22 protein-coding genes and 1 pseudogene are annotated in these 26,467 nt (G+C 69.2%); 7 read left to right on the top strand and 16 right to left on the bottom strand.

Going from position 1 to position 26,467, the window contains the following annotated elements; genetic code table 11:
• Positions 1–3 precede the first annotated feature (3 nt).
• From LBW94_RS17355 to LBW94_RS17340, 4 genes are all read right to left on the bottom strand, one after another.
• Positions 4–2,469 (bottom strand): Hsp70 family protein, encoded by a 2,466-nt coding sequence (locus tag LBW94_RS17355; protein ID WP_225057592.1) that lies wholly within the window; start codon positions 2,467–2,469, stop codon positions 4–6.
• Positions 2,466–3,629, bottom strand: coding sequence for a hypothetical protein (locus LBW94_RS17350; protein WP_225057593.1), 1,164 nt, complete (start codon positions 3,627–3,629; stop codon positions 2,466–2,468). Before LBW94_RS17350 ends, LBW94_RS17355 begins: the two co-directional genes overlap by 4 nt.
• Positions 3,626–5,011 carry a hypothetical protein gene (locus LBW94_RS17345; RefSeq protein ID WP_225057594.1) on the bottom strand — a complete coding sequence of 462 codons (1,386 nt, stop codon included), beginning with the start codon at positions 5,009–5,011 and terminating at the stop codon, positions 3,626–3,628. The genes LBW94_RS17350 and LBW94_RS17345 overlap by 4 nt, the downstream gene beginning before the upstream one ends.
• 410 nt (positions 5,012–5,421) lie before the next feature.
• A complete protein-coding gene (locus LBW94_RS17340; protein ID WP_225057595.1) occupies positions 5,422–5,934 on the bottom strand; it encodes a DUF1990 family protein in 513 nt (170 codons plus the stop codon).
• 124 nt (positions 5,935–6,058) lie between these two features.
• On the opposite strand from LBW94_RS17340, the gene LBW94_RS17335 reads away from it, so the two are divergent.
• The 4 genes from LBW94_RS17335 (at position 6,059) to LBW94_RS17320 (ending at position 9,979) form a co-directional block, all read left to right on the top strand.
• Positions 6,059–6,835 (top strand): siderophore-interacting protein, encoded by a 777-nt coding sequence (locus tag LBW94_RS17335; RefSeq protein ID WP_225057596.1) that lies wholly within the window; start codon positions 6,059–6,061, stop codon positions 6,833–6,835.
• 269 nt (positions 6,836–7,104) lie between these two features.
• The gene (locus LBW94_RS17330; protein WP_225057685.1) at positions 7,105–7,626 is read left to right on the top strand and encodes a hypothetical protein; all 522 of its coding nucleotides are present in this window, start codon (positions 7,105–7,107) and stop codon (positions 7,624–7,626) included.
• 59 nt (positions 7,627–7,685) lie between these two features.
• Positions 7,686–8,969 (top strand): Dyp-type peroxidase, encoded by a 1,284-nt coding sequence (locus LBW94_RS17325; RefSeq protein ID WP_225057686.1) that lies wholly within the window; start codon positions 7,686–7,688, stop codon positions 8,967–8,969.
• Positions 8,966–9,979, top strand: coding sequence for a hypothetical protein (locus LBW94_RS17320; protein ID WP_225057597.1), 1,014 nt, complete (start codon positions 8,966–8,968; stop codon positions 9,977–9,979). Before LBW94_RS17325 ends, LBW94_RS17320 begins: the two co-directional genes overlap by 4 nt.
• Positions 9,980–10,008: 29 nt before the next feature.
• On the opposite strand, the gene LBW94_RS17315 is transcribed toward LBW94_RS17320, so the two are convergent.
• Together LBW94_RS17315 and LBW94_RS17310 are read right to left on the bottom strand one after the other, a co-directional pair.
• Positions 10,009–12,321: an NACHT domain-containing protein gene (locus tag LBW94_RS17315; protein WP_225057598.1), complete on the bottom strand. Its 2,313-nt coding sequence runs from the start codon at positions 12,319–12,321 to the stop codon at positions 10,009–10,011.
• 704 nt (positions 12,322–13,025) lie between these two features.
• Positions 13,026–13,478, bottom strand: a pseudogene (locus LBW94_RS17310) (M23 family metallopeptidase); the annotation flags it as partial.
• Between the two features lie 227 nt (positions 13,479–13,705).
• Here LBW94_RS17310 and LBW94_RS17305 point away from each other — a divergent pair.
• Positions 13,706–14,056, top strand: coding sequence for a YidH family protein (locus LBW94_RS17305; RefSeq protein WP_225057599.1), 351 nt, complete (start codon positions 13,706–13,708; stop codon positions 14,054–14,056).
• Positions 14,053–14,403, top strand: a complete 351-nt coding sequence (locus LBW94_RS17300) for a DUF202 domain-containing protein (protein WP_225057600.1) — start codon at positions 14,053–14,055, stop codon at positions 14,401–14,403. The genes LBW94_RS17305 and LBW94_RS17300 overlap by 4 nt, the downstream gene beginning before the upstream one ends.
• A 32-nt stretch (positions 14,404–14,435) precedes the next feature.
• Here the strand turns inward: LBW94_RS17300 and LBW94_RS17295 are convergent, their stop codons facing one another.
• From LBW94_RS17295 to LBW94_RS17270, 6 genes are all read right to left on the bottom strand, one after another.
• Entirely contained in the window at positions 14,436–14,741 is a 306-nt protein-coding gene (locus tag LBW94_RS17295; RefSeq protein ID WP_019929973.1) for a DUF2469 domain-containing protein, read from the bottom strand.
• Positions 14,742–14,784: 43 nt separating this feature from the next.
• A complete protein-coding gene (locus tag LBW94_RS17290; RefSeq protein ID WP_225057601.1) occupies positions 14,785–15,549 on the bottom strand; it encodes a ribonuclease HII in 765 nt (254 codons plus the stop codon).
• Between the two features lie 28 nt (positions 15,550–15,577).
• On the bottom strand, positions 15,578–16,405 hold the full coding sequence (gene lepB, locus LBW94_RS17285) for a signal peptidase I (RefSeq protein ID WP_416276907.1): 828 nt from the start codon (positions 16,403–16,405) through the stop codon (positions 15,578–15,580).
• Positions 16,406–16,528: 123 nt separating this feature from the next.
• Complete coding sequence (gene rplS / locus LBW94_RS17280) at positions 16,529–16,870, bottom strand: 50S ribosomal protein L19 (protein ID WP_225057602.1); 342 nt, start codon at positions 16,868–16,870, stop codon at positions 16,529–16,531.
• A gap of 160 nt (positions 16,871–17,030) precedes the next feature.
• A complete protein-coding gene (locus LBW94_RS17275) occupies positions 17,031–17,909 on the bottom strand; it encodes a hypothetical protein (protein WP_416276921.1) in 879 nt (292 codons plus the stop codon).
• Positions 17,910–18,168: 259 nt separating this feature from the next.
• Entirely contained in the window at positions 18,169–18,768 is a 600-nt protein-coding gene (locus LBW94_RS17270) for a TetR/AcrR family transcriptional regulator (RefSeq protein WP_225057604.1), read from the bottom strand.
• Positions 18,769–18,856: 88 nt separating this feature from the next.
• Between LBW94_RS17270 and LBW94_RS17265 the strand changes: the two genes are divergently transcribed.
• Positions 18,857–19,807: an NADP-dependent oxidoreductase gene (locus LBW94_RS17265; protein WP_225057605.1), complete on the top strand. Its 951-nt coding sequence runs from the start codon at positions 18,857–18,859 to the stop codon at positions 19,805–19,807.
• Positions 19,808–20,101: 294 nt separating this feature from the next.
• On the opposite strand, the gene LBW94_RS17260 is transcribed toward LBW94_RS17265, so the two are convergent.
• The 4 genes from LBW94_RS17260 to LBW94_RS17245 all read right to left on the bottom strand — a co-directional run bounded on the left by LBW94_RS17260 (position 20,102) and on the right by LBW94_RS17245 (position 26,418).
• Positions 20,102–22,441 (bottom strand): Tex family protein, encoded by a 2,340-nt coding sequence (locus LBW94_RS17260; protein ID WP_225057688.1) that lies wholly within the window; start codon positions 22,439–22,441, stop codon positions 20,102–20,104.
• A gap of 292 nt (positions 22,442–22,733) precedes the next feature.
• Positions 22,734–24,122, bottom strand: coding sequence for a DHA2 family efflux MFS transporter permease subunit (locus tag LBW94_RS17255; RefSeq protein WP_225057606.1), 1,389 nt, complete (start codon positions 24,120–24,122; stop codon positions 22,734–22,736).
• Complete coding sequence (locus LBW94_RS17250) at positions 24,119–25,168, bottom strand: Glu/Leu/Phe/Val family dehydrogenase (protein WP_225057607.1); 1,050 nt, start codon at positions 25,166–25,168, stop codon at positions 24,119–24,121. Before LBW94_RS17250 ends, LBW94_RS17255 begins: the two co-directional genes overlap by 4 nt.
• Positions 25,169–25,332: 164 nt before the next feature.
• Positions 25,333–26,418, bottom strand: a complete 1,086-nt coding sequence (locus LBW94_RS17245) for an Lrp/AsnC family transcriptional regulator (protein WP_225057608.1) — start codon at positions 26,416–26,418, stop codon at positions 25,333–25,335.
• Between the last annotated feature and the right edge of the window lie 49 nt (positions 26,419–26,467).

Below are 26,467 nucleotides of genomic sequence, written 5' to 3'. Positions count from 1 at the left end.
CGCTCAGAGGATGCCGATCGCGGGGTCGCGCAGGTTCGGGGGCAGCAGGGTCAGCAGGCGGTGGTTGACGAGGGTCAGCTGCCACAGCTCCCCGGCGGCGATCACGCGGCCGCCCTCCCGCAGCAGGTCGGCCGCCGCGGGAGTGGATCGCAGCGCGTCCTCCAGGCTGTGGAACAGCACCACCGGAAAGTCCGGCGAGCGGCGCACCAGGTCGACGTGGTACTCCGAGGCCTCGTCGAGTTGTTTGCGCAGCGCCTTGGAGTTACGCGTGCGAATGGCGTCCTCGGCACGGTCGCGGAGGTCGGTGAGCCGGTGCCGGTCCCGTTCGGTGCCGATCTGGTGGACCCGCATCTCGACGTAGCCGAGCCGCTCGTCGAGATCACGAACCAGTTCCGGCACCGCCAGGGCGTCGGCGACGTCGTCCAGTTCGGCGTGCGCGTCCCGCAGCCGGTCCTCGGCGGCCACCGCCGCGTCGGGGCTGGTGTCGGCGGCGGCGACCTGTTCGCGGGCCACGATCAGCGTGCCCTGCCGGTCGAAGGTGTGCAGCAGTTGCTGCGCCTGTGGCGCCAGATGCGCCGAGCCGCGCAACAGCAGCAGGCGCTGCTCGATCTCGTGCAATTGTTCGCGCAGATCCGGCGGGGTCGGCGGCTCGATACCGTCGAGGTTGATCGCCGCATCCGTCTGGATGTCCACCGCGGGTACGTCGGCGACCACCGCGACCATGCCGGAGGAATCCACCTCGAAGGTGACCTCGACGTCACTACCCATCGGCAGATCGACGGTGATGTCGGCCGATCGCACCTCCAGCATGCCGACCAGCCGGTTGCGCTCGCCCCGGCTGCGCTCGCCCTCGGCGACCGGAATGCGCAGCACCGCATCCAGTTCGGTGCGGCGCAGGGCCCCGGAGGTCTTGAAGGTGCGATGCGCGGTGGTCGGCAGCGTCACGCCCTTGCGGACGACCACCGAGAAGCCGCCGTCGGCATGTTGCACACCGAGCGAATCGGCCAGCCGGATGCCCTCGAACTCCGGACCGGACCGGTGGGTGATGGTGAACGTGCCCGGCTCCAGCCGGCATTCGGTGCCCACCCCGTCGAACAGCGCCACCTGGAACCGGGAGGTCTGCCGCGGGTCGATGTCGACCTCGCAGGTGAAGGCGCCGTTGACGTTCAGCGCGATGCGCGCCGACCGGAACGGCGGCCGGGCATCCGGATTGCTGAGTTCCACCGCGTAATTCGTCCAGGAGCCGATCGGATTGCCGTGCACGCGCCCGGCCACCACCGGATCGGTCACGGTCACCGTCGGCTCGTGGGTCATCTCGAGCGCGAAACCGCCGGGCCAGAGGGCGGGTGCGGCGCGGCGCGGCCGCCGCACGGTGCTGGCGAACAGCGCCGCGCCGTGGGCGACGACGGTGGTCGGATCGGCGCTGAAATCCAGTGGCGCACCGAGACCGAGTTCCGGATCGGCGAGTCGTTCCCGCAAGCCGGGGGACAGGGTCGTTCCGCCCACCAGCAGCACCCGATCGAGATGCCGGGTCTGGAGATCGGCCTCGTTGAGCGCCGACCGGGCCAGTTCGATCGCACGCACGTAGAACGGCTCGGCCACGGTGTCGAGGGCCTCGCGCGGCATGGTCACCTCGAAGGTCTCCTCCTGCCCGTCCACCACCAACTCGATGATCAGCTCCGCCGAATCGCTCTGGGAGAGATCGATCTTCGCCTGCTCGGCGGCCGCCTTCAGGCGCCCGAAGTTGCCGCGCCAGCGCGGTTCGGACCGGGTGAAGTCGGCCAGCCCCAGCTCCCGGGCAACGGCCGGAGCCAGGACCCGGTCGACGAGCGCCCAGTCGATCAGCTTGCCGCCCAGCGTGCGATCCCCGGCATGATGCAGGACCTGGAGTTCGTCGTCGTCGCGGTACAGCACGGCGGCATCGAAGGTGCCGCCGCCGAAGTCGAAGACCAGCCAGCGGCCGCGTCCGGCATTTTCCCGCAGTCCGAACGCGAACGCCGCCGCGACCGGCTCCTGAACCAACGGGCAGTCGCCACCGAGCCCGGCCAGTTCCGCCGCACGCAGCGTGGCGTTGCGCTGGTTCAGCGCGAAGGCCGCCGGCACCGTGATCACCGCCGCGTCCGGTGGCTCACCGAGCGCACTGGCGACATTGTGCCGCAACGACTTCAGCACCTCGGCCGAGAGTTGCTCCGGGGTGAGCCGGACACCGGCGCGGGCGAACCGGACGGCCGTGCCGTCATAGCCCATCAGCTGCTTGAACTCGGTCGCGGTGTTGTCGGGGTCGGTCTCGGCGCGCTTGCGGGCGCGCTGGCCGACATAGACGGTATCGGGCCGGGGCAGCCAGATCGCCGACGGTGTGGTGTCGGCGTTGTCGTTGTTCTTGATCACCGTCACCCGGCCACCGGCGGCGACAGCGACCGCGCTGTTGGTGGTGCCGAGATCTATTCCGACGTCGATGGTCTCGCTCACGAATGCCGGCCTCCCTCCGGGTCGGTCCCGTCGGCCCGGTCGCCCGGCGGGTATCCGACGATCACCTGTCCTCGCTGAATGTGCTTGTCGCGGAAATACACCGTGGGCCGTACGGTCGAGATCACCGTCTCCGCCGCGACTTCCCGATCTTCCTGGTAGTCGAGCACGTCCAGGTCGCGGCCGGGGTGGAAACGTTCACCGTCGTAATCCTGGATCTCCAGCGCGGCCTCCGCCAGAGCCGTTCGGCACCGGGCCAGATACCGCCCGGCCTGACGCACCGCATTCGACTGATCCGCCGACCGCAGCTTCCGTTCGGCCCGCCACAGATTCGTGGCGGCCTCGGCCAGCGCCTTCTCGTCCACCCCGGTCCCTGCACCCACCGCCACGTCCGCCTCGACCGCGCCGGTGTCGTCCGGCACCTCGGCGACGGACGGCTCCGCACCGGCCGCGGTCATGCCGGGGGTCGTATCCACAGGAGGCACATCGGCCACGGCCGTGTGGGGTGTCGCGCCTTCGGCCGCGTCGATGCGGTCGGACACGTCGTCCGGCGGTCCCGCGCTCCGGGCCGTCTCGGCGTCGGGATCCGTCGTCCCGTGGTCGACCGGATCTGCTTCGGCCGGGCCGGGGCCGTCGCGGGAGACGACGTCGGCCGGGTCGGCGATGCTACGCGCAGCGGCCCCGGCCGGACCTGCGGCATCGGGCACATCGCCGGGAGACGCCTCGACATCGGAGGTCTCCGGCTCGAGATCCGCGGTGCCGCACGTCGTATCGGTGCGGGCCGCGTCGGCCACACCCGAGTTCGCGCCTGCGGTCGTGGACGCTCCGGACGGCGATATGCCGTGGGCAGCGACCTCTTCCGGTGTCGCCTCGGGCTCGGACCGATCCGAGTCCGAGGCAGTCGATGCGGTGGTGTCGCGAGGCGGCACATCGAGCGACTCCGTCTCACCGGCGGTGCCCGTGCCCGGCTGATCGGCCGTGTGCGGTCGTGCCGGGCCCGGGCGCGGCACGGACGGCGGTCGGGTCTGTCCGGTGGACGGTGACGCGGGGGTGATCGGCTGGATGAGTGCGACGGCCCGCCTCGGCGCGGCCGGCGGTACGGACACCGTCGGCGGCGAGGTCGCGCTGCGCAGCGCCGTGACGACGCGGATCAGCCAGTTCATGAGGCCCGGCCCGGGGCTGCGGCCGCGTATCCGGTCGCCTGATCGGGCACGGCGACTCTGGTCACCGAGCGGCCGGCGGGCGGGGTCGGCAGTGACCGGTGGTCGGATTGTGGTGCGGCGCAGCGGGCGAACAGCAGGATGGAGAATCCGAGGATCACGGTGAGACCGACGATCACCATGGCGGGTCGCACGGGGCTCAGGTCCGTCACGCGTGGCCACCGCCGCGCCACCACCACCGGCCCGCGCTGCCGGCCGACCGGTGGCAGGGTGGAGGGCCGCCGGGACGGCTCGGTGGCCAGCGGCATCGGGTGGGCGGGCATCGCGAGCCGGTCCAGGGTCCGGCCGATCTCTGTCAGTTCGATGTCGATACCAGCCAATTGCGCTCGCAGTGTCTCCGCGCCTCCGGGATCGGCCGCGAGTTCCAGCGCGGCCCGCAACCACCGCGCGGCCTGGCCGAGATTATCGCGTCGTTGCGGCAAGCCCGAAACCTGTTGCGCGCCGGGCGAACGCGCGACGATCCGCTGCGCGCATTTGCCGAGCAACGCCGCGGCCCGATCGCGCACCACCCCCGTGCGGGGATGCCGGGCGGCCGGGAGCAGCGCCTCCAGCTGCCGGACGGCGGGGCCGATCAGGGTGTCCACTCGCTGTGCGGCGGTGCGGAAGTCGCCCAGTTCGAACAGTTCGTAGGCCGCGTCCAGCGCCGCGCTGGCCTCGTCGCGCACGGGGACGGCCAGCTCACCCAGCAAGCGTTCCCGCACTCCCGGGGGCATCGGCCAGTCGTGCACCACGTCGTACAGGTCCTGCTGTAGACCGGGATGGGAAACAATCAGCGCCAGCAGCGGTTTCACGAGCACGAGCGGCAGCTCGTCGAGCAGTACGCCGAGAACCGACTCGTCGAGCCGCGGATCGTCGAGGGTCAGCACCCGGTGCCGGATATGACCGGCGAAGCCGTCGCCACGCAGGGCCGCATCCCAGGACCGGGCCGCCTCGCGCCAGTGCACGGCCGTGCTCGTGCCCGGCGTCTCGCACTCGCCGAGCGCGAAGCGGTGAGCGGACACCGCCGCATCGTGGGCCGCGTGCACCTCCGGATCGCAACCGCACGCGCCCGGTGGCGTCCCCCACAGCCACAGCGCCTCATCGGCGATCCGCCGCCGGGGATCGCCCAGCAACAGGTCGAATGCGGCGCGGGCCCGGTCCGCGTCGAGGGGATGTCCGAGGTCGGTGTCGGCTCCGGCGGCCAGCGCGGCGAGTACCACGCGCCGGCGGTCGCGCAGGCTCCGCCGATCGGCGTCGGTTGCCATGTTGACGAGCCGGAAGGCGTTGTCCCGATACGGATCCGGACCCGTGAGCTCGCGCAACCGCGCCGCGGTCACATCGACCACCCAGCCCACCCCCGTCCCGCATGCCTTCGTCCAGGCTGCCGCGGTGACCGCACGTGCAGCCTCCGTACCGGCAGGTTGAACGTCACTATACGAGCGTGAGCCGGAAAAAGCTCGATCGATTCATCCGGATTCCGCACGTTCGCACCGCTCGGCACCCGCGCCGGCCGCCCCCGCCCCGCGCGCGAATATCGTTGTGCCACGGCCTCGGCCGTCGTGACGTCGCGCGACCGCCGGGCAACCGCGGCCGCTGTGCTCACCCCCGGTACGATCGGCGACATCGGGGCTGTGTCCGGAATGCGCTGCCCCCGGGTCCGCGCGCGAGCGCGCCGAAACGGCCGCGGCACCGGGTGATTCGAGACTCGCGGTGACAGGTGGGTTCGAAATCCGGTGTCCAGGTACACCGCCCGCCGTCACGGCCGGACAGCCGCCAGGTATCGCCCCGCCATCCAGTGCTGGAGCAGCCGCGACACCGGGCCGCCCAGACGGGTGTACCAGGCGCCCGGCCGGGAGAAGGCCGCCACCACGCCGTGCACGGAATCGTCGGCGGGATCGTGTTCGACCGCGAACAGCTCCTCCCCGATCTCGGGATGGCCGGGCAGGGTGCCGTAGGCGAAGCCGCGCCGGTCCGGCTCGTCGAGTACGTACACCACCCGGCAGGGGGCGGTGAGGGCGAACGGGCCGATCCCGAGCCGCACGGTCAGCAGGGTGCCGGGTGCGGCGACGGGGGTGTCGGCCGACCCGAAAATGCCCGCGCCGCGCTGCATTCGATAGGTCAGGATCTCGGTGGCCACCCGCTCGAACAGCTCCCGGCCCGCGCCGAGGCGGCGGCGCACCTCGAATCGGTGATAGCCGGGCGGGAAGTCACCCCGGGTGGCGCCGACCTCGGCATAGGTGAACGGGGGCTCTCCCGGTGACCGTGACATGTCCCCATCCTGGTGGGGTGGCGGCGTCCGCGGCACCGGATCTGCGTCACAGATTTACTCCGAGCTATCGGCGATATTCCGTGCTACGGCCTTTTAGGTAAACCTAATTATGAAGGAGCGCCCTATGCCCCGACCCCGCGTACCGCACAACTTCATCGTGCAGCGCACGCAACGATTGACCGACCACCTGATCCGGGTCCACCTCGGCGGCCCCGGCTTCGACACGTTCCAGCCGAACGCCTTCACCGACTCCTACGTCAAACTCCAGTTTCCCGGACCCGACGGCGACACCGTGCGCACCTACACCGTGCGCTCGATCGACCCGGCGGCCCGGGAGATCGCCATCGACTTCGTGTACCACGGCGACGAGGGTGTCGCGGGCCCCTGGGCGGCCGCCGCGCAGCCCGGCGACCCGCTGACGCTGAACGGCCCCGGCGGCGCCTACGCACCGCGCCCGGACGCCGACTGGCATCTGCTCGCCGGTGACGACTCGGCGCTGCCCGCCATCGCCGTAGCCTGCGCCGCCCTGCCCGCCGACGCGACCGGCCGGGTGTTCGTCGAGGTGGGTTCACCCGCCGACGAGCTCGAATTCGACCATCCCGCCGGCGTCACCGTCACCTGGCTGCACCGCGGCGACGCGGCGCCGGGTGAGCAACTCGTCGCCGCCGTGACGGCCGAGCCGTGGCGCGAGGGCCGGGTGCAGGTCTTCATCCACGGCGAGGCCCAGGCCGTGATGCACGGCCTGCGGCCCTACATCCGCAAGGAGCGCGGCGTGCCCGCCGACTCGGCCTCCATCTCCGGTTACTGGCGCCTCGGCCGCACCGAGGAGGGCTTCCGCTCCTGGAAGCGCGAACTCGCCGAGACCGAGGGCGAACCGGTCGGCGGCCGCGGCCGCCGGTAGTGACCCGCGGCCCGACCCCGAGGACCGAACGGTACCCGGCGCCGGGCCCTCACCGATCGCCCGACGGCACGGGATACCGGCCCGGTATCGATGCGGCCACCGTTGCGGACAACGCCCGGATCGAGTGACGCCCGGTGTGCTGAGCTGGGACGCGGGTGAATCCGCAGTCCGGTCCGACGGGGTGATTGCCCCGGCGGTATCGGGCCCGGCCGAGGCGAGAGCGGGTGAGCAGTGTGGCGGCGGAACCGAGCTGGAGCAGACCGGCGGCGATGGCCATTCCGGCGGAGGGTTATTTCGAACTACAGCGGGGTCGGTACGGCCCGACCTATCCCCGGACCCCGGCCTGTTACGGGTTCTCGATCATCGCCAAGGTGATCCCGGGCCGGGAGGCGGCGATCCGCGCCTACGGCACACGGATCGAGGAGGCGGTGGCGGCCGATCCGGAGGTGCTCGCCCCGCTGCGGCTGCACTATCTGCGCTGGGTGTTGTTCGACATCGGCCCGGACCTGTACTTCCAGTACCAGGGCATCTTCGACACCGATTTCGACAAGTACACCGAGGACGCCGTCGGGTTGTTCGCCGCGACCGGGATCGAGACCGTCTTCACCAATCTCGAGGGCTTCCCGGCGGATTGGCGGGAGAACCCGGAGTCCTTCGTGAAATTCGTTCGCGAGCACCACTTTCCGAGCTTCCTGGAGTACGGTGAATATCCGTTCGTCACCGCCGACGAGATCAAGAAGGCGCTGCGGCTGAAGGCGGCGTTCGCCGACATGCTCGACCAGATGCAGTGACCGGCCCGGCGCTCGACCTCGACGACATCCAGCACATCCTGCTGACCCGCACCCCGGCGATGACCGGGCGGTACGAATTCCTGTCCTTCGACGACCCCGCCGGCGGCCGGGCCTGGTTGACCGCACTGCTGGATCGCGTGCAGTCGGCGGCGGATGCACGCGCCTGCATGGACACCGACCGTCGGTGGATCACGCTGGCCTTCACCTGGCACGGACTGCGGGCACTGGGCCTGCCGGAACGATCGCTGGCGACCTTTCCGGACGAGTTCCGCGAAGGTATGGCCGGGCGCGCCGAGATCCTCGGCGACACGGGTGCGAACCATCCGGACAACTGGGTGGGCGGGCTGGCCGGTGACGACCTGCACGCGATCGCGATCCTGTTCGCCCGCACCGAGGCCGAGCACCGGCGCTGCACGGCCGTCCACGACGAGCTGGTGGCTCGCTGCCCGGGTGTGCGGGTGCTGTCGTTCCTCGATCTGAACGCGACACCGCCCTTCGATCACGCCCACGACCATTTCGGGTACCGGGACCGCTTGTCCCAGCCCGTGATCGCCGGGTCGGGGGACGAACCCACCCCCGGCTCCGGCGCGGCACTGCAACCCGGGGAATTCATCCTCGGCTATCCGGACGAGGAAGGGCCGCCGCACGGGCTGCCCCAGCCGGAGGTGCTGTCGCGCAACGGCAGCTACGTGGCCTACCGCCGGCTGCGCGAGCACGTCGGCGCGTTCCGGGCCTACCTGCGCGAGCACGCCGACACTCCGGCCGGACAGGAACTGCTCGCCGCGAAGCTGATGGGCCGCTGGCGCAGTGGCGCTCCCCTGGTCCTGGCCCCGGATCACGACGACCCGGCGCTGGGCGCGGATCCGATGCGGAACAACGACTTCGGCTACCGGGAGCAGGACCCGCACGGTTACGCGGTACCGCTGGGCTCGCACGCCCGACGGCTCAACCCGCGCGATACCGCGGTGAACATGAACCGCCGCAGGATGATCCGCCGCGGCGCGACCTACGGCCCGGCACTGCCCGAGGACGCCCCGGACGACGGCGCGGACCGGGGCATCGCCGCCTTCATCATCTGCGCCAGCCTGGTTCGCCAGTTCGAGTTCGCGCAGAACGTCTGGATCAACGACAAGACCTTCCACGAGCTGGGCAACGAACACGACCCCATCTGCGGCGCCCAGGACGGCACCCTCGACTTCACCGTCCCACGCCGGCCCATCCGAAAAGTGCTGCGGGGACTGCCCGCCTTCACCACGCTCACCGGTGGCGGGTATTTCTTCCTCCCCGGCATCACCGCACTGCGATATCTGGCCACGCTCGACAGCGGAGAGGCGAACCGATGAGCGCGCTGCCCGCGGCCCGCACCTACAACCAGGACCACATCCCGCGCCGCGCCGACGGGCGACGGCGGATCAGCATCTACTGGGCCTGGAGTTATCCGTGGGAGGCGCAACGCGATCCGGCCGAAATGTACAACCGCTTCTCCACGATGACGGAGGTGCGCAACGTCGCGTGGCCGGGCTACGAAACCCCCGAATACGATGCGGCCCACTTCCTCCAGGGCATCGCCGGCACGCTCGAACTCTTCCACCGCTCGACGCGGGCCTTCCAGCAGCTGGCCGGTGCGGCGACCGGCCACCCGGTCGCGGTGTTCCAGCGCATCGACCAAGCCGGCTACGTGCTGCCGATCGATGAGCGAATCCTCGCCGACACCGACACCCTGCTGGTCTTCGGGCTCGACCACCTCCTCTGCGGACAGCACGCCGCACCCGAGGAGAGCGCCGCCCTCCGGGACTGGCTGGAACGCGACGGCACGTGCCTGCTGCTGGCCCCGCATCACGACGTCGGCGCCACCGACGACTACGCCCAGCGACAGCGGGAACACGAGCACCACGGCGACCCGCTGGTGCCACGGCAGCAGCGCTTCGGCGGGTACACCCGCTCGCTGATGGAGGCGCTCGGCGTACCGATACGCAACCGCTGGGGCCTGCGTCCCGCGGTGATCGAGGGCACCACCGAGATCGCCCCGCTGACCGGCTACCGCGACCTGGACGGGCCACACCTGCTGGACCACGTGACCACGCTCAACTTCCACCCTCATCTGCCGCACTACGAGCTCACCGTCCCGGAGAGCGACGCGGTGCGTGTCCTGGCCCGCCAGCGTGTCGACGCGCGTCGGCCGCACCCCTTCCTCGAGGCCGGTGACACCGAACTCAACGCGCTGATCTGGATGCCACCCACCGGCCCCCGCGCCGGCGACATCGTCCTGCTCGACTCCACGAACTTCACCACCCTCTTCGGCGGCACGGACAGCCTGGAGCACCTCTGGCACAACCTCGCCACCATGGCCTAGCCCCTATGTCATGAGGAGACAGAACCTAGCTAGTCGATCGCTTCCAACTGCTCCCAGAGTGCACGTACCGGTCCGGAAACCGGCGCGTCGATCCGCATACCCTGCATGATCTCTTGAGGACGTTTGTTGCGGCGTAGGAACACCTTGTTGCCACTCGCGGACTTCGATTCGATCGACAACACACCGCTGGAGAGCAACGCGGCACGTACCGGCCGCCATCGCGCATCGGAAACAATCCAGGTCATGCCCGCGTCCGTTTCGGCGATAGCATTAGCTTTCAGATACAGCATGCACAGTTTGTCGATGATCCCGGATACGTCGGGATGCACGGTACGAGTAGCTTCTTCGCGCTCGGCCGCCGGCAGATCACACGCGTCGAGGATCGTGGCGAGCTCCAGCGGCGAGAAAATCCATCGCTCGCCGTACTCGGTTTTCAACCCCAGCCCGTGGAAATCATCCACTCGCAGTGCATCGATATCGAGTAGCGTCGTCGCCGGATCCACGAGCACGCGATCCATGTGGACGCTTTCCGCGCGGCAGCCGAAAAATTTTGCCCCGGACAGATCGGTACCGTTGAAATCACACCGCGAGAATGTACTGTCGGATATTTTGAGCTGGCCCATTTCGACATCACCGAAAATAAAGTTGGTAAGGTTCAATCCACTCGCCGAAATTCCGTTCAGATACCCGGCGGCAAGCGCACCGGAATTGCGTTTGACCTGTTCGGTGTCACCATTCGCTCGGCGGGTCGAATCGCTGAGGACGGTCAGCAGGGGCTGCGCCTCGCGGTCGCGTAGCCGTCGGCCCGCCATCGCGGCGGCCTCTTCTGGGAGTCGGCCTCGTCTCAGCAGCCTTGTCAACGACCGTACATCGGATTGCATCCAGGTGCGCGCTACCGGCTCGGCCAAGAAATACGAATAGTAGATATCGTGCTCGAAGGCCACGCCACCGGGCAGAACACCACGCGACAGAATCGCGCCGTAGGGTAACCGTTCCACCACCTCGCGCAATGTGTCGCCCTGGATACCTATCGCGCTACCCAATATCTCGGCGATCTCGCGGATCGAGGAATTGGACAGTTCTCGGGTCTCCTGCTTCCACATCTCTTCGGCCACCTCCGAAAGCAGGTATCGATACTGTTCCGAATCCAGCATCGACGACCCTGTTGCAGGGGACAATAACTTCTGCTCCACCTCACGGTTGACGTACGCGGTAACCAATCGATCCAACAGTCCGGTGCCCACTGGCAGATCAACGAGGCGATCTGATGCGACACCGCCGTCAGAGGTTTCTTTCTCAGGGATCATGATATCGACGGCACGCGAGACGAAGAACGGTTTGTAGCCCACGCCCTGCACATCCGCAACGCTCAGCGCGTTCTCGATCTTCTCCACGACTGCGTCCAATGCATGACCTGCACGTTTATCGCTCTTGGCCACACGACACAAGTAATCGTGCCGCTGGCTGCGACTCCAATCCAGCAGCCTTATCGCGCTCAGCATCCAGCTGTCGGAACCGAAGCCCAGAGTGGTGGAAGTGCGCGCGAGGAACTCCTGCTCATAGTAGGCACTGCGCGCGGCAGCGACGATACAACCATATCCACCCAGATCCGAGATGAAGCTCGCGAGACTGCTGAAGGCCTCGTCGTAACTGCCGACACTCCCGATCAGCTCGTCGAATCCGTCGACCACCAAGACCACAGTGCCTGCGCGTACCAAAGGCGCCGTCGCATGATAAGGAAATTTCGCTCGAACATCGTCCAGGACTGCGGCTATGGCCTGATCGAGTTGGGCGAGCCGACTGCCTTGAGCATCCACGTAGATCCAGAGCGCCGTTGTCGCACCTTTCAGATACTCAGCGGCCTTCAAACGAGTCACGTGCCGTAGCAGACTGGTCTTACCCACACCGGCATCGGCCGTGACAAAAATGACATTGGTCCGCCCGTCTCCGGGAACAGCCAGCTCGGCGATGACATCTCCACCGTCTTTCGCCAGATTGTCCACACTCAGATCATCAATACGACGAGCATCGAGAGACACATAGCTCGGAATCGGCTTCAGGATATTGAGCATATTCTTTGCCACGGCACGAAGATCGGCCATCTGCGAACCCGCCAGGAAACCTGCGTAGGACATTTTCGCGTTGTTGAACTCGACACCGAGCGGCCACGGGTCACTCGACTCCTCGAAAGTGAACAGCGCGTGCCGTCGCTTGTCGTCCTGCATCCAGCTGACACGGAACTTTCCGATACCCGCCGACTCGGCTCGTATCTCGGTGCCAGGATCCGCGAAACATGCCAGATCTGACCGCAGCATATCCAAAGCCGAATCGGCAGAATTCATCTCCACATCCCGTCCTCGAGCACCGTAACATTCTCTGGCGAAAAATGATGATCGTTCGGACTCGTTGTTCTCTTTCGCAGCCAGCGTACCGGACAGTGGAACTTGTGTCCGATGGCAACCACAACCGGCACATAGTCGTCATCGTTGGCAATTATCCCGACACAGTCGAAGAAATCCGATTCCGCGAAATGATAGGCATCGAGCGCCAACATTTGGTCGACCATCTTCTGGCCGCCGTTCTTGTAGGTTCCGTGGAACTGTGCACCGGGATGCGCTGCCAATGAACGAACGATCGTCGGCCTGATACGAACCCGACTCTCCAGAGTTTGCAGCCTCCGAACCCTCCTGATCGTTCTCACGTATTGCTCGGTCGGTCCGCCGCGTCGATCTACGAAACCGCCGTACAGGCGGCATTCTACGTCACATATATCACCGTGATCGGCCGGCTCGACGACAACGCCTCGTATGAGGTCACCGACAAGGTCCAGCAGGTCATCGTAGTCGCGATCGGTCCGCACGTTGGGTCCCACATTGAACAGGTCGACCAGAACAACTACGGCCTGCATGATCCCCCTGTAGTCCTCGTCACCTTCGTCGTTGCGTTCAAAGTATCGAACGATCGCAAAACCCGGCGCAGTTTCAGGGCGGTTCCGGATACTGCGGCGACCCAGATCCGGCCCCGCCGGGCTCCGCCGCGCCGCGGGGGCCGACACCGGCCACAGGCGCAGTGGCAGGGCGTGTACCAGGGCGAGCGGATCGAGGTATTCGTGGCCGCGCAGGGCACCCCAGTGCAGGCACACCTCGCAACCGTGGTGGCCGGGGACCAGCACGCCGAGCCGGTCGCCGCGAAATACGGTGCGCCCCACGGTGACCGATGCGGTGACCGGTTCGTAGGTGGTGCGCAGGCCCGACTCCCGGTGCGCCACCGAGACCACCGGCTTGGCGCCCACCGGGCCGGCGAAGACCACGACCCCGTCGGCGGCGGCCAGCACCGGTTGCCCGGCCGCACCGCCGAGGTCGACGCCGCGATGGCCGGGCAGCCAATCGTGGGCCGGTTTGTCGAACCGCCGCAACACCGGCGGCCGCGGCCGCAACGGCCAGCCGAATCCGGCCGCCGTCGCGCGAGCTCCGGGGGTGGGCAGCAACACCGTCACCATCAGTATCGGCAGCAACAGCCACCCCAGCAGGATCGTCGTCGTTCGGCGCATGCTGCCACCGTGCCGGACCGGTCCGGGTCGGGAAAGACGGACTTCGGCGAGTGTGGACAACTTTCCGGATGTGAACACCGTGTGTTCCGAACGCAACGATCGGGACACCGGTCGGTCGGTTATCCGCGGGGGACGGCACAGTGGGAGGATCGAGGTGGCGCGGAGAGGATGCGGTGATGGGCCCTGAGGCCGACAGCGACGAATCCGAGGTGGACTACCGGTTCACACTCGCCAACGAACGCACCTTCCTCGCCTGGATCCGCACCGCGCTCGGGCTGCTCGCCGGCGGTGTCGCCGTCCACCAACTGGTGCAGCCGTTCCGGCATCACGGGGTGCGGGCGGCGATCGCGGTCAGTTGCATCGTCCTGTCGGTCGTCATCGCGCTCGGCGCCTACGGGCGCTGGCGGCACGTCGACCGGGCGATGCGCCGGGGTGAACGGCTGCCGCGCACGATGATGGTCCCGATCCTCGCGGTGGGTATCGCCGTCGTCGCGGCACTGGCCGGGATCGGGGTCCTGCTGTCGTGACCGCGGGCAGCACCACGGCCGCCGATGCCGCCGACCCCGGATTGCAGGCGGAGCGAACGGTGCTGGCGTGGCGGCGGACCGCCGTGGCGGCGATGGCCAACGCGCTGCTGCTCCTGCACACCGCCCTCGACAGCGGCTGGCGTCCGGCGACCCTGGTGCCCCTGGCGGCGGTGCTGGCGCTGCTGGTGGCCGCGGCGGTCTGTGTGTGGCGCGGGCGGATGCTGAGCCTGTACCGGGACGGCGGGCCGCCGGACGTGCGGGCGACTGTGGCGCTCACCGCCGCCGTCGCCGTCGCCGCGGTGGGCGCCGTCAGCGCCGCGCTGGTCCTCTACTCCTGGGCCGAATAGCCCGGACACACCGGGCTTTTCGACCTCACCAGCTATTCCGGCAACCGCAGGTCGGTCTTCTCCAGCTCCTCGATGTTCACGTCCTTGAACGTGATCACCCGGACGTGCTTCACGAAACGGGCCGGGCGATACATGTCCCACACCCACGCATCCGACATGCGCACCTCGAAATACACCTCGCCATCGGCGTTCTGAGGGCGCAGCTCGACGGAATTGGCGAGGTAGAAGCGGCGCTCGGTTTCCACCACGTACGAGAACTGACCGACGATGTCCTTGTATTCGCGATACAGCGAAAGTTCCATCTCGGTTTCGTACTTCTCGAGGTCCTCGGCGCTCATCGGGTGGGACATCCTCCTTCTCGCCGCAATGCGTGTGCTGACATCATCGCGCATGCGCGGTATCGGTAGCCAGTCGCCTCGATTCGGGCATGTCCGGCACGTTGCGCCACGAGCGCCGATGCTCGTCGCTGGGACCCAGCCGCCGGAGTGCGGCAAGGTGTTCCGGGGTGTTGTACCCCTTGTGGGCGGCGAACCCGTAACCGGGCAGTCGCCGATCCAGATCGACCAGCATCCGGTCGCGGGTGACCTTCGCGAGAATGCTGGCCGCGGCGATACAGGCCGCCGAGGCGTCGCCGCCGATCACCGGCAGCGAGGGCACCGGGATGCCCGGCACCCGGAAACCGTCGGTGAGAACATAGCCGGGCACCTGGTCCAGCCCGGCGACGGCCCGCCGCATGCCCTCGATGTTCGCGACGTGGATGCCGATGGCGTCGATCTCCCACGCCGGGATCACCACCACGCTCCAGGCCAGCGCCCGGCGCTTGATGATCGGGAACAGTTCCTCGCGGGTGGCCTCGGTGAGCTTCTTCGAATCGTCGAGACCCGCGAGGGAATCGTAGGCCTTCGGCGCGAGCAGGCAGGCCGCCACCACCAAAGGCCCGGCGCAGCAACCACGTCCGGCCTCGTCGACCCCGGCGACGGGCCCGAGGCCGCTGCGGATCAGGGCGGCCTCCAGGGTGCGCAGACCGCTCGCGCGCCGCATGACCACCCGTGGCGGCCAGTCACCGCCGCGAATCACGGTGTCGCTCTTGCCGGCTGCGCCTCTGCCACCACGCGCTGCGGGCCGGCTCCGCCCCACTGCACCCATCGTTCGATTATCGCGCGACCGCCCGCGGTCAGTTCGACTGGGGATTCTGTGACCGCACCGGGCCGATCCGTCCCGGCGGCCAGATCTTGAACACGGCCTTGCCCCGAATGTCCTTGACCGGCACGGTTCCGGAGAATTCGTCATCGATGTGGGCGCGCGAATCGGCGGACTCGTTGCGGTTGTCGCCCATCACCCAGATGTTGCCGTCGGGCACCTTGATCGGGCCGAATTCGCGGCCCGCCGGATTGATGAGCACACCGTTCGCGGCGGCCGACTTGACGCCGTAGGCCAGGCCCGGCTGATACGGGTACAGGTAGCGGGCGTAGGGCTCGTCGAGCGGTTTGCCGTCGACGAGGACGCGACCCTGCGCATCGCAACACTGCACGGTCTGACCGCCGACCGCGATCACCCGCTTGACCAGGTCGTTCTCATCCGGCGGCACCAGGCCGAAGAAGGAGAAGAAGTTCTGGATCCCGCGCACCGCCACATTGCTGGATCGATTCGAGCGGTATGCCTTGTTCCAGGAATTGCTGGGGCCGACGAACACGACCACGTCGCCGGGCTTCGGATCGCCGAAGTCGTAGCTGAGCTTCTCGACGTAGATCCGGTCGCCGGTGCATCCGGAACAGCCGTGCAGGGTCGGCTCCATCGATTGCGACGGAATCACATACGGGCGTCCGATGAAGGTCACCACCAATGCCGCGATCACGGCGGCGATGACGATCAGGATCGGCAACTCCTGCCAGAACGGGCGCTGTTTCTTGGCCTTCTTGCCCCGCGCCCGCCGCGGCCCGGCATTTCCCGCACGTTCGCCATCCGCTCCGGACACCGTCACCGACCCGCTTTCGTCTGCCACGCCGAACAGGTTATCCCGCTTACCTGAGCGCCGCCGCCCCGGCTCACAGGGGCATCGAACAAAAACCCCCGGTCCGAGGGACCGGGGGCCGAGGCGGCCAAAGCCACCGCGCCGACTTCGGGGTCAGCGCTTTTCCTTGATCTTGGCGGCCTTGCCGCGCAGATCGCGCAGGTAGTACAGCTTGGCGCGGCGGACATCGCCACGGGTCACCACATCGAGGTGGTCGATGTTCGGGCTGTGCACCGGGAAGGTGCGCTCGACACCGACACCGAAGGACACCTTGCGGACCGTGAAGGTCTCGCGGATGCCGCCACCCTGACGCCGGATGACGACGCCCTTGAAGACCTGGACGCGCTCCTTGTTACCTTCGATGACCTTCACGTGCACATTGACGGTGTCGCCCGGGCGGAATTCCGGGATGTCGCTGCGCAGCGACGATTCGTCGACGAAGTCGAGGGTGTTCATTTCCGTCCTTTTGGAAAGTTCGCGTGAACAGAGGAACCTGGCGGCTGGTGCTCGGCCGGTTCGTGCTCCGGACATGGGCGGTGCGCTGGGCCTACTTCACCCAGGGCAACCCGAGTATTGTGCCAGACGGCTCCGGCCCCCGGAAAATCGGGTCCGCGGCTCACCCCGAGCGGCCGGAGACCGGGTCGGGCTCGCGCCGGTGGAACAGGCCCCCGTCGACCGGCGCCGGCGGTGCGGGCACCACGGTCCGTGCCAACTCCTCCTCCGTCGCCCGCCGCAGATGCGCCACGTCCGGTTTTCCGGCGATCAGATCCTGCACGAAGATCTTCGCCCGGATGACCGGCCGCCGGTACCGGCGCTCACGCCGGACCGACCGCTGCATGAGCTTCAGCCGCCGGGCGTAGCGCCACCGGGCCCACGGCGAGCCCGGCCGGGCCAGCCGCAGGGCGCCCACGACCAGCAGCGGCAGGAAGAACATCCCGAACAGCCCGGTCCAGATCTTGCCCTTGACGATGACGATCGCCGCCAGCGCCAGATTCACGAACGAGAAGATCGCCAGGAAGACCCGTCCGGCGGTACTCCCGTCGTGCCGGATGTCCCCGAGATCCAGCAGCCACAGCGGATGGAACCCCAGCAACAGCAGCCCGGTGACCGCGAGCGCCACGAACACCGCGTCCACCGAGGTACGGCCCTGTTCCTCCCAGTAGACGTCGCGCAGGTAGTAGATGAGGGCGAACTCGTCCAGCACCAGCGCCGCACCCAGCCCGAACATCGCGGCCAGCGCGCTGACGGTGCCCACACTGCTCTGATACAGCGTCACCAGCCCGATGCCGGACAGCAGCACCAGCACCACCCCGAACACCATGTGGTGGATGTGCACATCCCCCGCTCGCAGATTTCCGGGCCACCACCGCACCCGTTTGCGGATCAACCGGACGCTGAGCCGAATCAGCAGGAACGCGCCGATGAATCCCAGCAGGAAGCACAACAACGGCAGCCGTCCGTCCGCGATCACGGACTCGTCGAGCCACCGCCGCAACCCAGCCATAACCCCATAGTCTCCCGATCAGCACGGACCCCGTCACCGATTTCCCCGCGCGCCGCGAGGACCGTGCGCCGCTCCCCCGCCGATTCTCCTCGTCCTTCGTAACACCCGGCCCAACCCCGCCCCAACATCCCCCGCACCCGGCGCCGGCGGATTCCGCCCGAGCGGCGGCGCCACCTCGGCGCGCCCCGCACCCGATCGAATCCCGCCGCAGCCGAAAGGGGAAGCGGCGCAACAGGGCAACGCGCAGGGTTCACGAACCGTCCGCCACCGGACCCGCGACGGCATCCGGGCCGGTCCCCGCCGTGACGGCCAGCAGATCCGCCGTGCTCGCGGACAGCGTCTCGGCGATGTCGGCCCGCTCGTCGACCATCCATCGCTCGGCCGCGAGACGGTAGACGGCGGCCGCGACATCGACGGTCAGGCGGGCGGTCTGCTGATCGCAACCCCGGCGGCGCAGAGCGGCCATCAGCGCCTCGGACAACGAGGCCAGTTTGATCAATTCGCGTTCCTGCAACGGCGGATTCGCGGCGATGACCGCGGCGCGCTCGCGGAGGAATTCGCGCGGACGCAGCACCTCGCCCACCGTGCCGTACGCGGCCAGCAGCGCCGCCAGCGGACCGGTCGACGCCGGAACCGCCTCGATCGCGGTGACCAACTGCTGCTCCAGATCCGCGCCGCCGCCGAACAGCACCTCGCGCTTGTCGGCGAACCACCGGTAGAACGACCGCTCGGTGAGGTTCGCGCGCTGCGCGATCTGCGCGACCGTGGTGCGGTCGTAACCCTGTTCACTGAACAGGTCCAGGGCCGCGCGTTCCAGCCGACCGCGGGCGTTGCCTTCCCACCGTGCCATGCCGCGATCTTAGCGACAGCAGATGCTGTCGTCACAGTGCTACCGTGTGTAACGACAGCATCTGTTGTCATCACACGAGGAGACTCCCATGCGCACCCTTCGCTTCCACGAATACGGAGCACCGGCAGACGTCCTGCGCCTCGAGGACGCCGAACCACCGGCACCCGAACCGGGACAGATCCGCGTCGCGGTGCAGACCTGCGGACTCACCCCGGCCGACTGGGCCCTGTGCGGCGGACTGTTCCCCGGTGACCTGCCGCGCGGCATCGGCCTCGAGGTCGCCGGTGTCGTCGACGCCCTCGGCGCCGGGGTGACCGGCACCGAACCGGGCGACCCGGTGTTCGGGCCCGTGCCCTTCACCGGGCCGACCGCGGGCGCATCCGACTACGCCCTGCTCGACATCTGGTTCCCGCGTCCACCCGGCCTGGACCCCGTTCGGGCCGCCGCGCTGCCGATGGCCGTCGAGACGGCCTGTCGCGGTCTGGACATGCTCGGCGTCCACGGCGGCACCGTGCTCGTGCACGGCGCGGGCACCACCGTCGGATACGCCGCGGTGCAGATGGCCCTCGAGCGCGGAGCTCGCGTCTTCGCCACGGCGGGCGACACCTACGGCCCCGCCCTCCGAGCCATGGGCGCCGAGGTCACCGGCTACGGCGACGGCCTCGCCGACCGGGTACGCGACCTGGCGGGCGGACCCGTCGATCTCGTCCTCGACACCGCGCCCCCGAGCAATGCCCTCCCGGCGCTGATCCGGACCGTCGAGGCCCCCGACCACGTCCTGACCCTCAGCGACTTCGCCGCAGCCGCCGAAACGGGCGTACGCCTCGCCTTCGGCGACGCCGACGACGCGAAAGCCGCCTTGCGCACCGACGTCCTCGGCGAGTACGCCGACCGCGCTGCCGCAGGCCACTTCTCGATCCCGGTGGCCGCCACCTTCCCGCTGGCCGACTGGGCCACGGCCGCGAAGCTGAGCCTATCCGGCCACGCACACGGCAAACTCGTCTTGCAAGTGGGCCGGACCGAAACCGTTGCCCAGTAGCGCAACTGGACAGTCCTGGTTCCGATCCGCCCGTGCCAGGTGGCAACAGCCCCGGCCCGCACACCGCACCGAGGTGGCACCGCCACCGCGATCACCGCACACACCTCGGCGGCCGAATTCGCCGACGCGCCGGCGGCATCGACCGCCGAGGTGCCGAAAGTCCACATCGAGCCGAAGATGGTGCACCGGTACCGAACTCGGACATGCACAACGCACTCGGCGATCGCCTGGCCGTGACGAATGCCCCCGGCGTGGGAGTTCCCGGCCGACGCCGAGCGCGCCGGCCGGGGTCGGCTAGCGGCCGAAGCCGGCGCGGCGCAGGGCGTCCGCCATCGAGCCCGTCGGTTCCGGGGCGTTGCGGCGCTGGGAGTTGTTGCGGGACTGGTTGCCGCCGCGGTTCTGATTGCCGCGGTTCTGACCACCCTGTCCGCCCTGACCACCTTGACCGCCACCTTGGCGGTTGCCGCCGCCGCGCTGGCCGGAGCCGCGGCCGTCGCCCTTGTCGGGCTTGCCGGCGGCGGGGTCGTCGTCCAGGCGCAGCGACAGGCCGATGCGCTGGCGGGCCACGTCGACCTCGAGGACCTTGACCTTCACCACGTCGCCGGACTTCACGACCTCGCGCGGATCGCGAACGAAGTTGTGCGACATGGCGGAGACGTGCACCAGGCCGTCCTGGTGGACGCCGATGTCGACGAAGGCGCCGAAGGCGGCGACGTTGGTGACCACGCCCTCCAGGACCATGCCGGGCTTCAGGTCGGCGACCTTCTCGATGCCGGCGGCGAATTCGGCGGTCTTGAACTCCGGGCGGGGGTCGCGGCCGGGCTTCTCCAACTCCGCGATGATGTCGGTGACCGTGGGGACACCGAACTTGTCGTCGGTGAATTCGGCCGGGCGCAGCGAGCGCAGCACGGTCGTGTTGCCGATGAGTTCGGCCACGCCGGTGCCGGTGCCGTCGAGGATGCGGCGGACCACCGGATACGCCTCGGGGTGCACCGAGGAGGTGTCCAGCGGATCGTCGCCGCCGCGGATGCGCAGGAAGCCCGCGCACTGCTCGAAGGCCTTCGGGCCGAGGCGCGGCACCTGCTTCAGGCCCGCGCGGTTGCGGAACGGTCCGTTCTGATCGCGGTGCGCCACAATACTTTCCGCGACCGAGGAGGAGACGCCCGACACCCGCGACAGCAGCGGCACCGAGGCGGTGTTCACGTCGACGCCGACGGCGTTCACCGCATCCTCGACCACCGCGCCCAGCGAGCGGGCCAGCAGCGTCTCCGACACGTCGTGCTGGTACTGGCCGACGCCGATCGACTTCGGCTCGATCTTCACCAGCTCGGCCAGCGGATCCTGCAGGCGGCGGGCGATCGACACCGCGCCACGCAGCGACACGTCCAGTTCGGGCAGTTCCGCGGAGGCGTAGGCGGAGGCGGAGTAGACCGACGCGCCGGCCTCCGACACCACGACCTTGGTGGGCTTCTTGTCCGGAATGCGCGAGATGAGTTCGGTTGCCAGCGTATCGGTTTCGCGGGAGGCGGTGCCGTTGCCGATGGCGATCAGCTCGACGCTGAACCGGGCGACCAGCGCGCCCAGCACCGCCAGCGACTTCTCGGTCTGGCCGTGCGGCTTGTGCGGGTAGATGGTGTCGGTGGCGACCACCTTGCCGGTGCCGTCGACCACGGCCACCTTGACGCCGGTGCGGTAGCCCGGATCCAGGCCCATGGTGGCGCGGGTGCCGGCGGGGGCGGCCAGCAGCAGGTCGCGCAGGTTGGTGGCGAACACGTCGACCGCGTCCTTCTCGGCGGACTGGCGCAGCCGCATGCGCGTATCGATACCGAGGCTGACCTGCAACTTGGTCCGCCAAGCCCAGCGCACGGTGTCCAGCAGCCAGGTGTCGGCGGCGCGGCCCCGCTCGGCGATGTCGAACTTCAGCGCGATGCGGCCCTCGTAGATCGTGCGCTCGCCGTCGGCCGGCTCCTCGGTGTCGGGCTCGAGGTGCAGGGTGAGCACCTCCTCCTTCTCACCGCGCAGCAGCGCCAGGATGCGGTGCGAGGGCAGCTTGGTGAACGGCTCGCTGAAGTCGAAGTAGTCGGCGAACTTGGCGCCGGACTCCTCCTTGCCGGCCCGCACCTTGGAGCTGACCTGCCCACGGCCCCACATCAGCTCGCGCAGTTCGCCGACCAGGTCGGCATCCTCGGCGAAGCGCTCGACCAGGATCGCGCGGGCGCCGTCGAGCTGCTCGGCGGTGTACTGCGCGGGATCGGTGGTCGGGTCGCCCAGCAACGCGTCGGCGACCGGCTCGTGCCCGGCCTCGCGGGCGATCTGTGCCTTGGTGCGGCGCTTCGGCTTGTAGGGCAGGTAGATGTCCTCGAGCCGGGCCTTGGTCTCGGCGAGCATGATCTGCTGTTGCAGCGCCGCGTCCAGCTTGCCCTGACCGCGGATGGACTCCAGGATCGAATCCCGGCGCTCGTCGAGTTCGCGCAGGTAGTGCAGGCGCTCCTCCAGCTGACGCAGCTGCGCGTCGTCCAGGGCGCCGGTGACCTCCTTGCGGTACCGGGCGATGAACGGCACGGTCGACCCGCCGTCGAGCAACTCCACCGCGGCGCGTACCTGCTCCTCCCGCACGCTCAGCTCGTCGGCGATGCGACGGCCGACGCTGGCTAGGCGGACCGGCGCGAGCGGCGCGGAATCGGCGGCGGCTCCGGTGGTGGCGGGCGAAGTCTCTGTGCTGACGGATTCGGGTGCTGTCGTCACCCGGCAGACACTACCGCCGACGCCCGGCAACAGGCCACAGACCCGCGCCGAATCGCCTGTAGCCGCACCCGTTTCCGCTGTGCGGCGACGTGTGCTATGTGCGCGCGAACGAGCCCGCGGGCCGTACGTTCCGGCAGGCGAGCTCGGAATCCCTTCCGCGGCAACGATCTTGCCGCCGTCGTCACGGGTCGCGCCGCGCGGCGCGGGCATGCGGCGCCGACCGCACCACCGCCGCGACGACGAGCACACCGGCGGCGGCGACGGCCATGGCCGCGTGCATCCCGCCGACGATCGAGGGCGCCGCCGCTGCCACGGTGCCGAGCACCGCCACCCCCAGCACACCCCCGAACTGACGGCCGGCGTTGAACACCCCGCTGGCGGTACCGGCGAGGTCCGGCGGCGGACCGGTCACCGCCAGCGCGGCGATCGGCGGCAGCGCCAGCCCGCTCCACATCCCCTGCATCGCCAGCGCCGCTCCCAGCACCCAGTACCGGGACGAGCCGTCGCACCACCACATCAGCAGGAAACCCGGGACGCCGAACAACGTCGCGAGCAACACCGGTCCGCGCAGCCCGAACCGGATCATCAGACGACCGGTCAGCAGCGGCGGCGCCAGCGCCGTGGCCACGGTGAGGGGCAGCAGTTGCACACCCGCGGCCAGTGCGCCGGTCCGGTGCACCGATTGCAGATACAGCGGAAGCAGGAACAGCGCACCGAAATACACGAACTGGAACACCGGTCCCGCGATGGTCCCGATCGTGAAATCGCGGTCGGCGAACAACCGCGGCGGGATCAGCGGATTCCGGCCGCGCGTCTGCACCAGCACGAACGCCGGCGCCACCAGCAGGCCGACCACCCCGGCGCACAGGATCGCCGGCGCGGTCCAGCCGAACGTGGATCCCTCCGTCAGCACGAACGCCCACGCGCCCATGGCGAGGATCGCCAGCACCTGCCCCGGCACGTCGAACGCCGCCTCCACCGAGCCCGGCAGGTCCGGGACGGCCCAGCGAGCGAGGAAGTACACCCCCACACAGATCGGCACGTTCACGAAGAAGATGGCCTGCCAGCCCAGACTGTCGATCAGGATCCCGGCGGCCAGCGGGCCGACCGCCAGCGCCACCGCCCCGGTGCTGCCCCACAGCGCCACCGCGCGCGCCCGCGGCCCGGGTTCGGGGAACAGGTTCGGGATCAGCGCCAGCAGCGACGGCAGCAGCACCGCCGCGAACATCCCCTGGATCACCCGGAACCCGATCAGCGCAGCGAGATTCGGCGCCAGCCCGCACGCCGCCGAGGCCGCCGCGAAGCCGATCAGGCCGAGCCGGTACGCCCGCCCGCCGCCCAGCCGATCGCCGGTGGCGCCGCCGGGCAGGATCAGCGCGGCCACCGTCAGCGTGTACCCGTTGACCACCCACAACAGCAGGCCCAGTGAGCCACCGAGCGACGACCGGATGTGCGGCAGCGCCAGATTCACCACATTGGTGTCGAGCATGATCACGAAATTGCCGAGGCAGATCGCGAAGAAGCCCGGACGCCGGCGATCGACCACCGCGCCGGCCGATCCCGGCGTCATGCCGGATTCACGAAACCCGGAGTTGTGCCCCGGCGTGCCTCGATCCGCTGTTCGGCCATCCGGGCCGCGGCCCGCAGGGTGTTCGTTCCGTCCGCCCGCGCGACCTCGAGGACGGCCGTGGTGGTCGCGCCGACGGCCAGCACCTTCGCCCGGGTCCGCTGCGCCTCGTGCCCCAGCCAGTTGCCGACCAGCAGGATCAGCCCGCCCGCATTCGCCACATAGTCGGGTACGAACAGGATTCCGGCCGCGGCGAGCGCGTCGGCGTGCCGCGGCCGGGCCAGCACGTTGTTCGCGCCGCCGGCCAGGATCCGGCACCGCAACGCCGGGACCGTGTGGTCGTCGATCACCGCGCCGAGCGCACACGGCGCCAGCACGTCGCACTCCGTCGCCAGGATCCGGTCCGGCGCCACCACGGTCGCCCCGACCTCGCCGGCCAGCCGCGCGGCGCGGGTGGGATCGATATCGGTGATCGTGAGCCGGGCGCCCTCGGCGGCCAGCAGCCGGACCAGCGCCGCACCGACATGCCCGACCCCCTGCACGGCGACATGCCGATCCGCGAGCGGGCCGGCACCGAACACGTCGGCGACGGCCGCCCGGATCGCCTCCAGCACCCCCAGCGCGGTCAGCGGGGACGGATCCTGCGCACCGGCGAAGACCCGCTTCGCCTCCAGCGCCAGCACATCCATGTCCGGCTGGCTGGTCCCCACATCGACGCCGGGAATGTAGCGGCCGCCGAGACTCTGGACGAACCGGCCGTGCGCCCGCAGCAGCGCCTCCGTCTTGTCCTTGCCCGGATCGCCGAGGATGACGCTCTTGGCGCCGCCGAAATCCACCCCCGCGATGGCCGCCTTGTACGTCATGCCCTGCGACAGCCGCAGCACATCGGTCAGCGCGGCCTGTTCGTCGGGATAGTTCCACATCCGGACCCCGCCGATCCCCGGGCCCAGCGTGGTGTCGTGGACCGCGATGATCGAGCGCAGGCCGCTGGCCGGATCGCGGCAGAAGACCACCTGTTCGTGCCCCGTGGACTCGACGGAATCGAACACGTTCCCCCCGGTGGTCGTGGGTGCGGAAGTCGTCGTTGTCGATCGAACCGTCATGATCATCCGGCCTTTCCGGGTGGGGACCACGGCCAGAATAGGAAGGACGCGACGGCCCGCGGAACCGACGGAAGACGTAGTGACACCGGCCGAAAGTGACAGCCGCCGTGTCACTTCCCCCAGCCGGCCACCGCGGCGGGCTCGGAGACGCCCAGCGATCCGGGATCCCGCCAGATGTCCATGGGCACCGCGCGTTCGGCACGACCGGTGTCGTCGAGCACCCGGCCCATCAACTTCAGGTGCCGCAGCGTGAGCAACCGCTCGGTGATCCGAATCCCCGGAATTCCCACGGTGATCTGCATCTCCAGCGGTTGCAGTTCGGTGACCGAGCCGAGCCAGACGGTCAGCACCAGATTGCCGCCCCCGATCACCGCCGCGCACATCCGGGTCTGCGGAATCGTATTCAGTTCCCTTGCCGCGCCGGCCAACTGCTGCGGCGGCACCTCGATCCACAGCGTCGCCTCGACCGGCCGCCCGGCCGCCATGTGCGACAGTTCGCACCGGAATGCGAGTGTGCCGCTGTCGATGTGCCGATTCAGCCGCCGCCGCACGGTGCTGGTGCTGGTCCGGGTGCGCGCCGCCAGCTCGTCGAACGAGGCCCGGCCGTCGTGGCTGAGCGCCAGGATCAGCGCCCGGTCGATCGGCGACAGTGCCGGTCCCGCACCGGGTATCGACGCCGGACGCGGCGGCCGGCGCGGCGGCGCGGTCAGCGCGCGCCGCTGGGCGGCGTCGAGGGATCGCAGCCGCCAGCGGCTGCCCTCGGCGAACATCTCGGTGACCACCGAGACTCGGCTGGTGATCACCCCGGGTACCGGGCCCAGCCGGGCCATCAGATAGTGCGACAGCATGTTCAGGTCCGAAACCCACACCGCCAGAACCAGATCCGAGGTTCCGACGGTGTGCGAGACGGTGACCGCGTGCGGGTCGTCGAGCAGCGTCCGGCCGACCCGCAACACGCTGTCGGCCGTACAGGTGACGGTGACGAGCGCGTACGGCAACGACTGCATCAACGGCGAGGCGCAGTACGCCGTCACCCAGGCGTGCCCCTGCGCGATCAGCCGCTCCCACCTGCGCGCGGCGGTGACCGGGCTCACCCCGATGACCTCGCCGACGAGTTTCCACGGCGCGCGCGGCGCGATCTGCAACGCGTTGAGCAATGCATACTCGACTTCGTCGAGATGACCACTTTCATCCATCCCGGCCCCACTTGCTGACGTATTTCTTTCAATTGCCCGAGATATCCGC

The sequence above is a fragment of the Nocardia sp. alder85J genome (assembly GCF_020176955.2).
Lineage (GTDB): Bacteria > Actinomycetota > Actinomycetes > Mycobacteriales > Mycobacteriaceae > Nocardia.
This window is presented reverse-complemented; position numbering and strand designations above follow the sequence as displayed.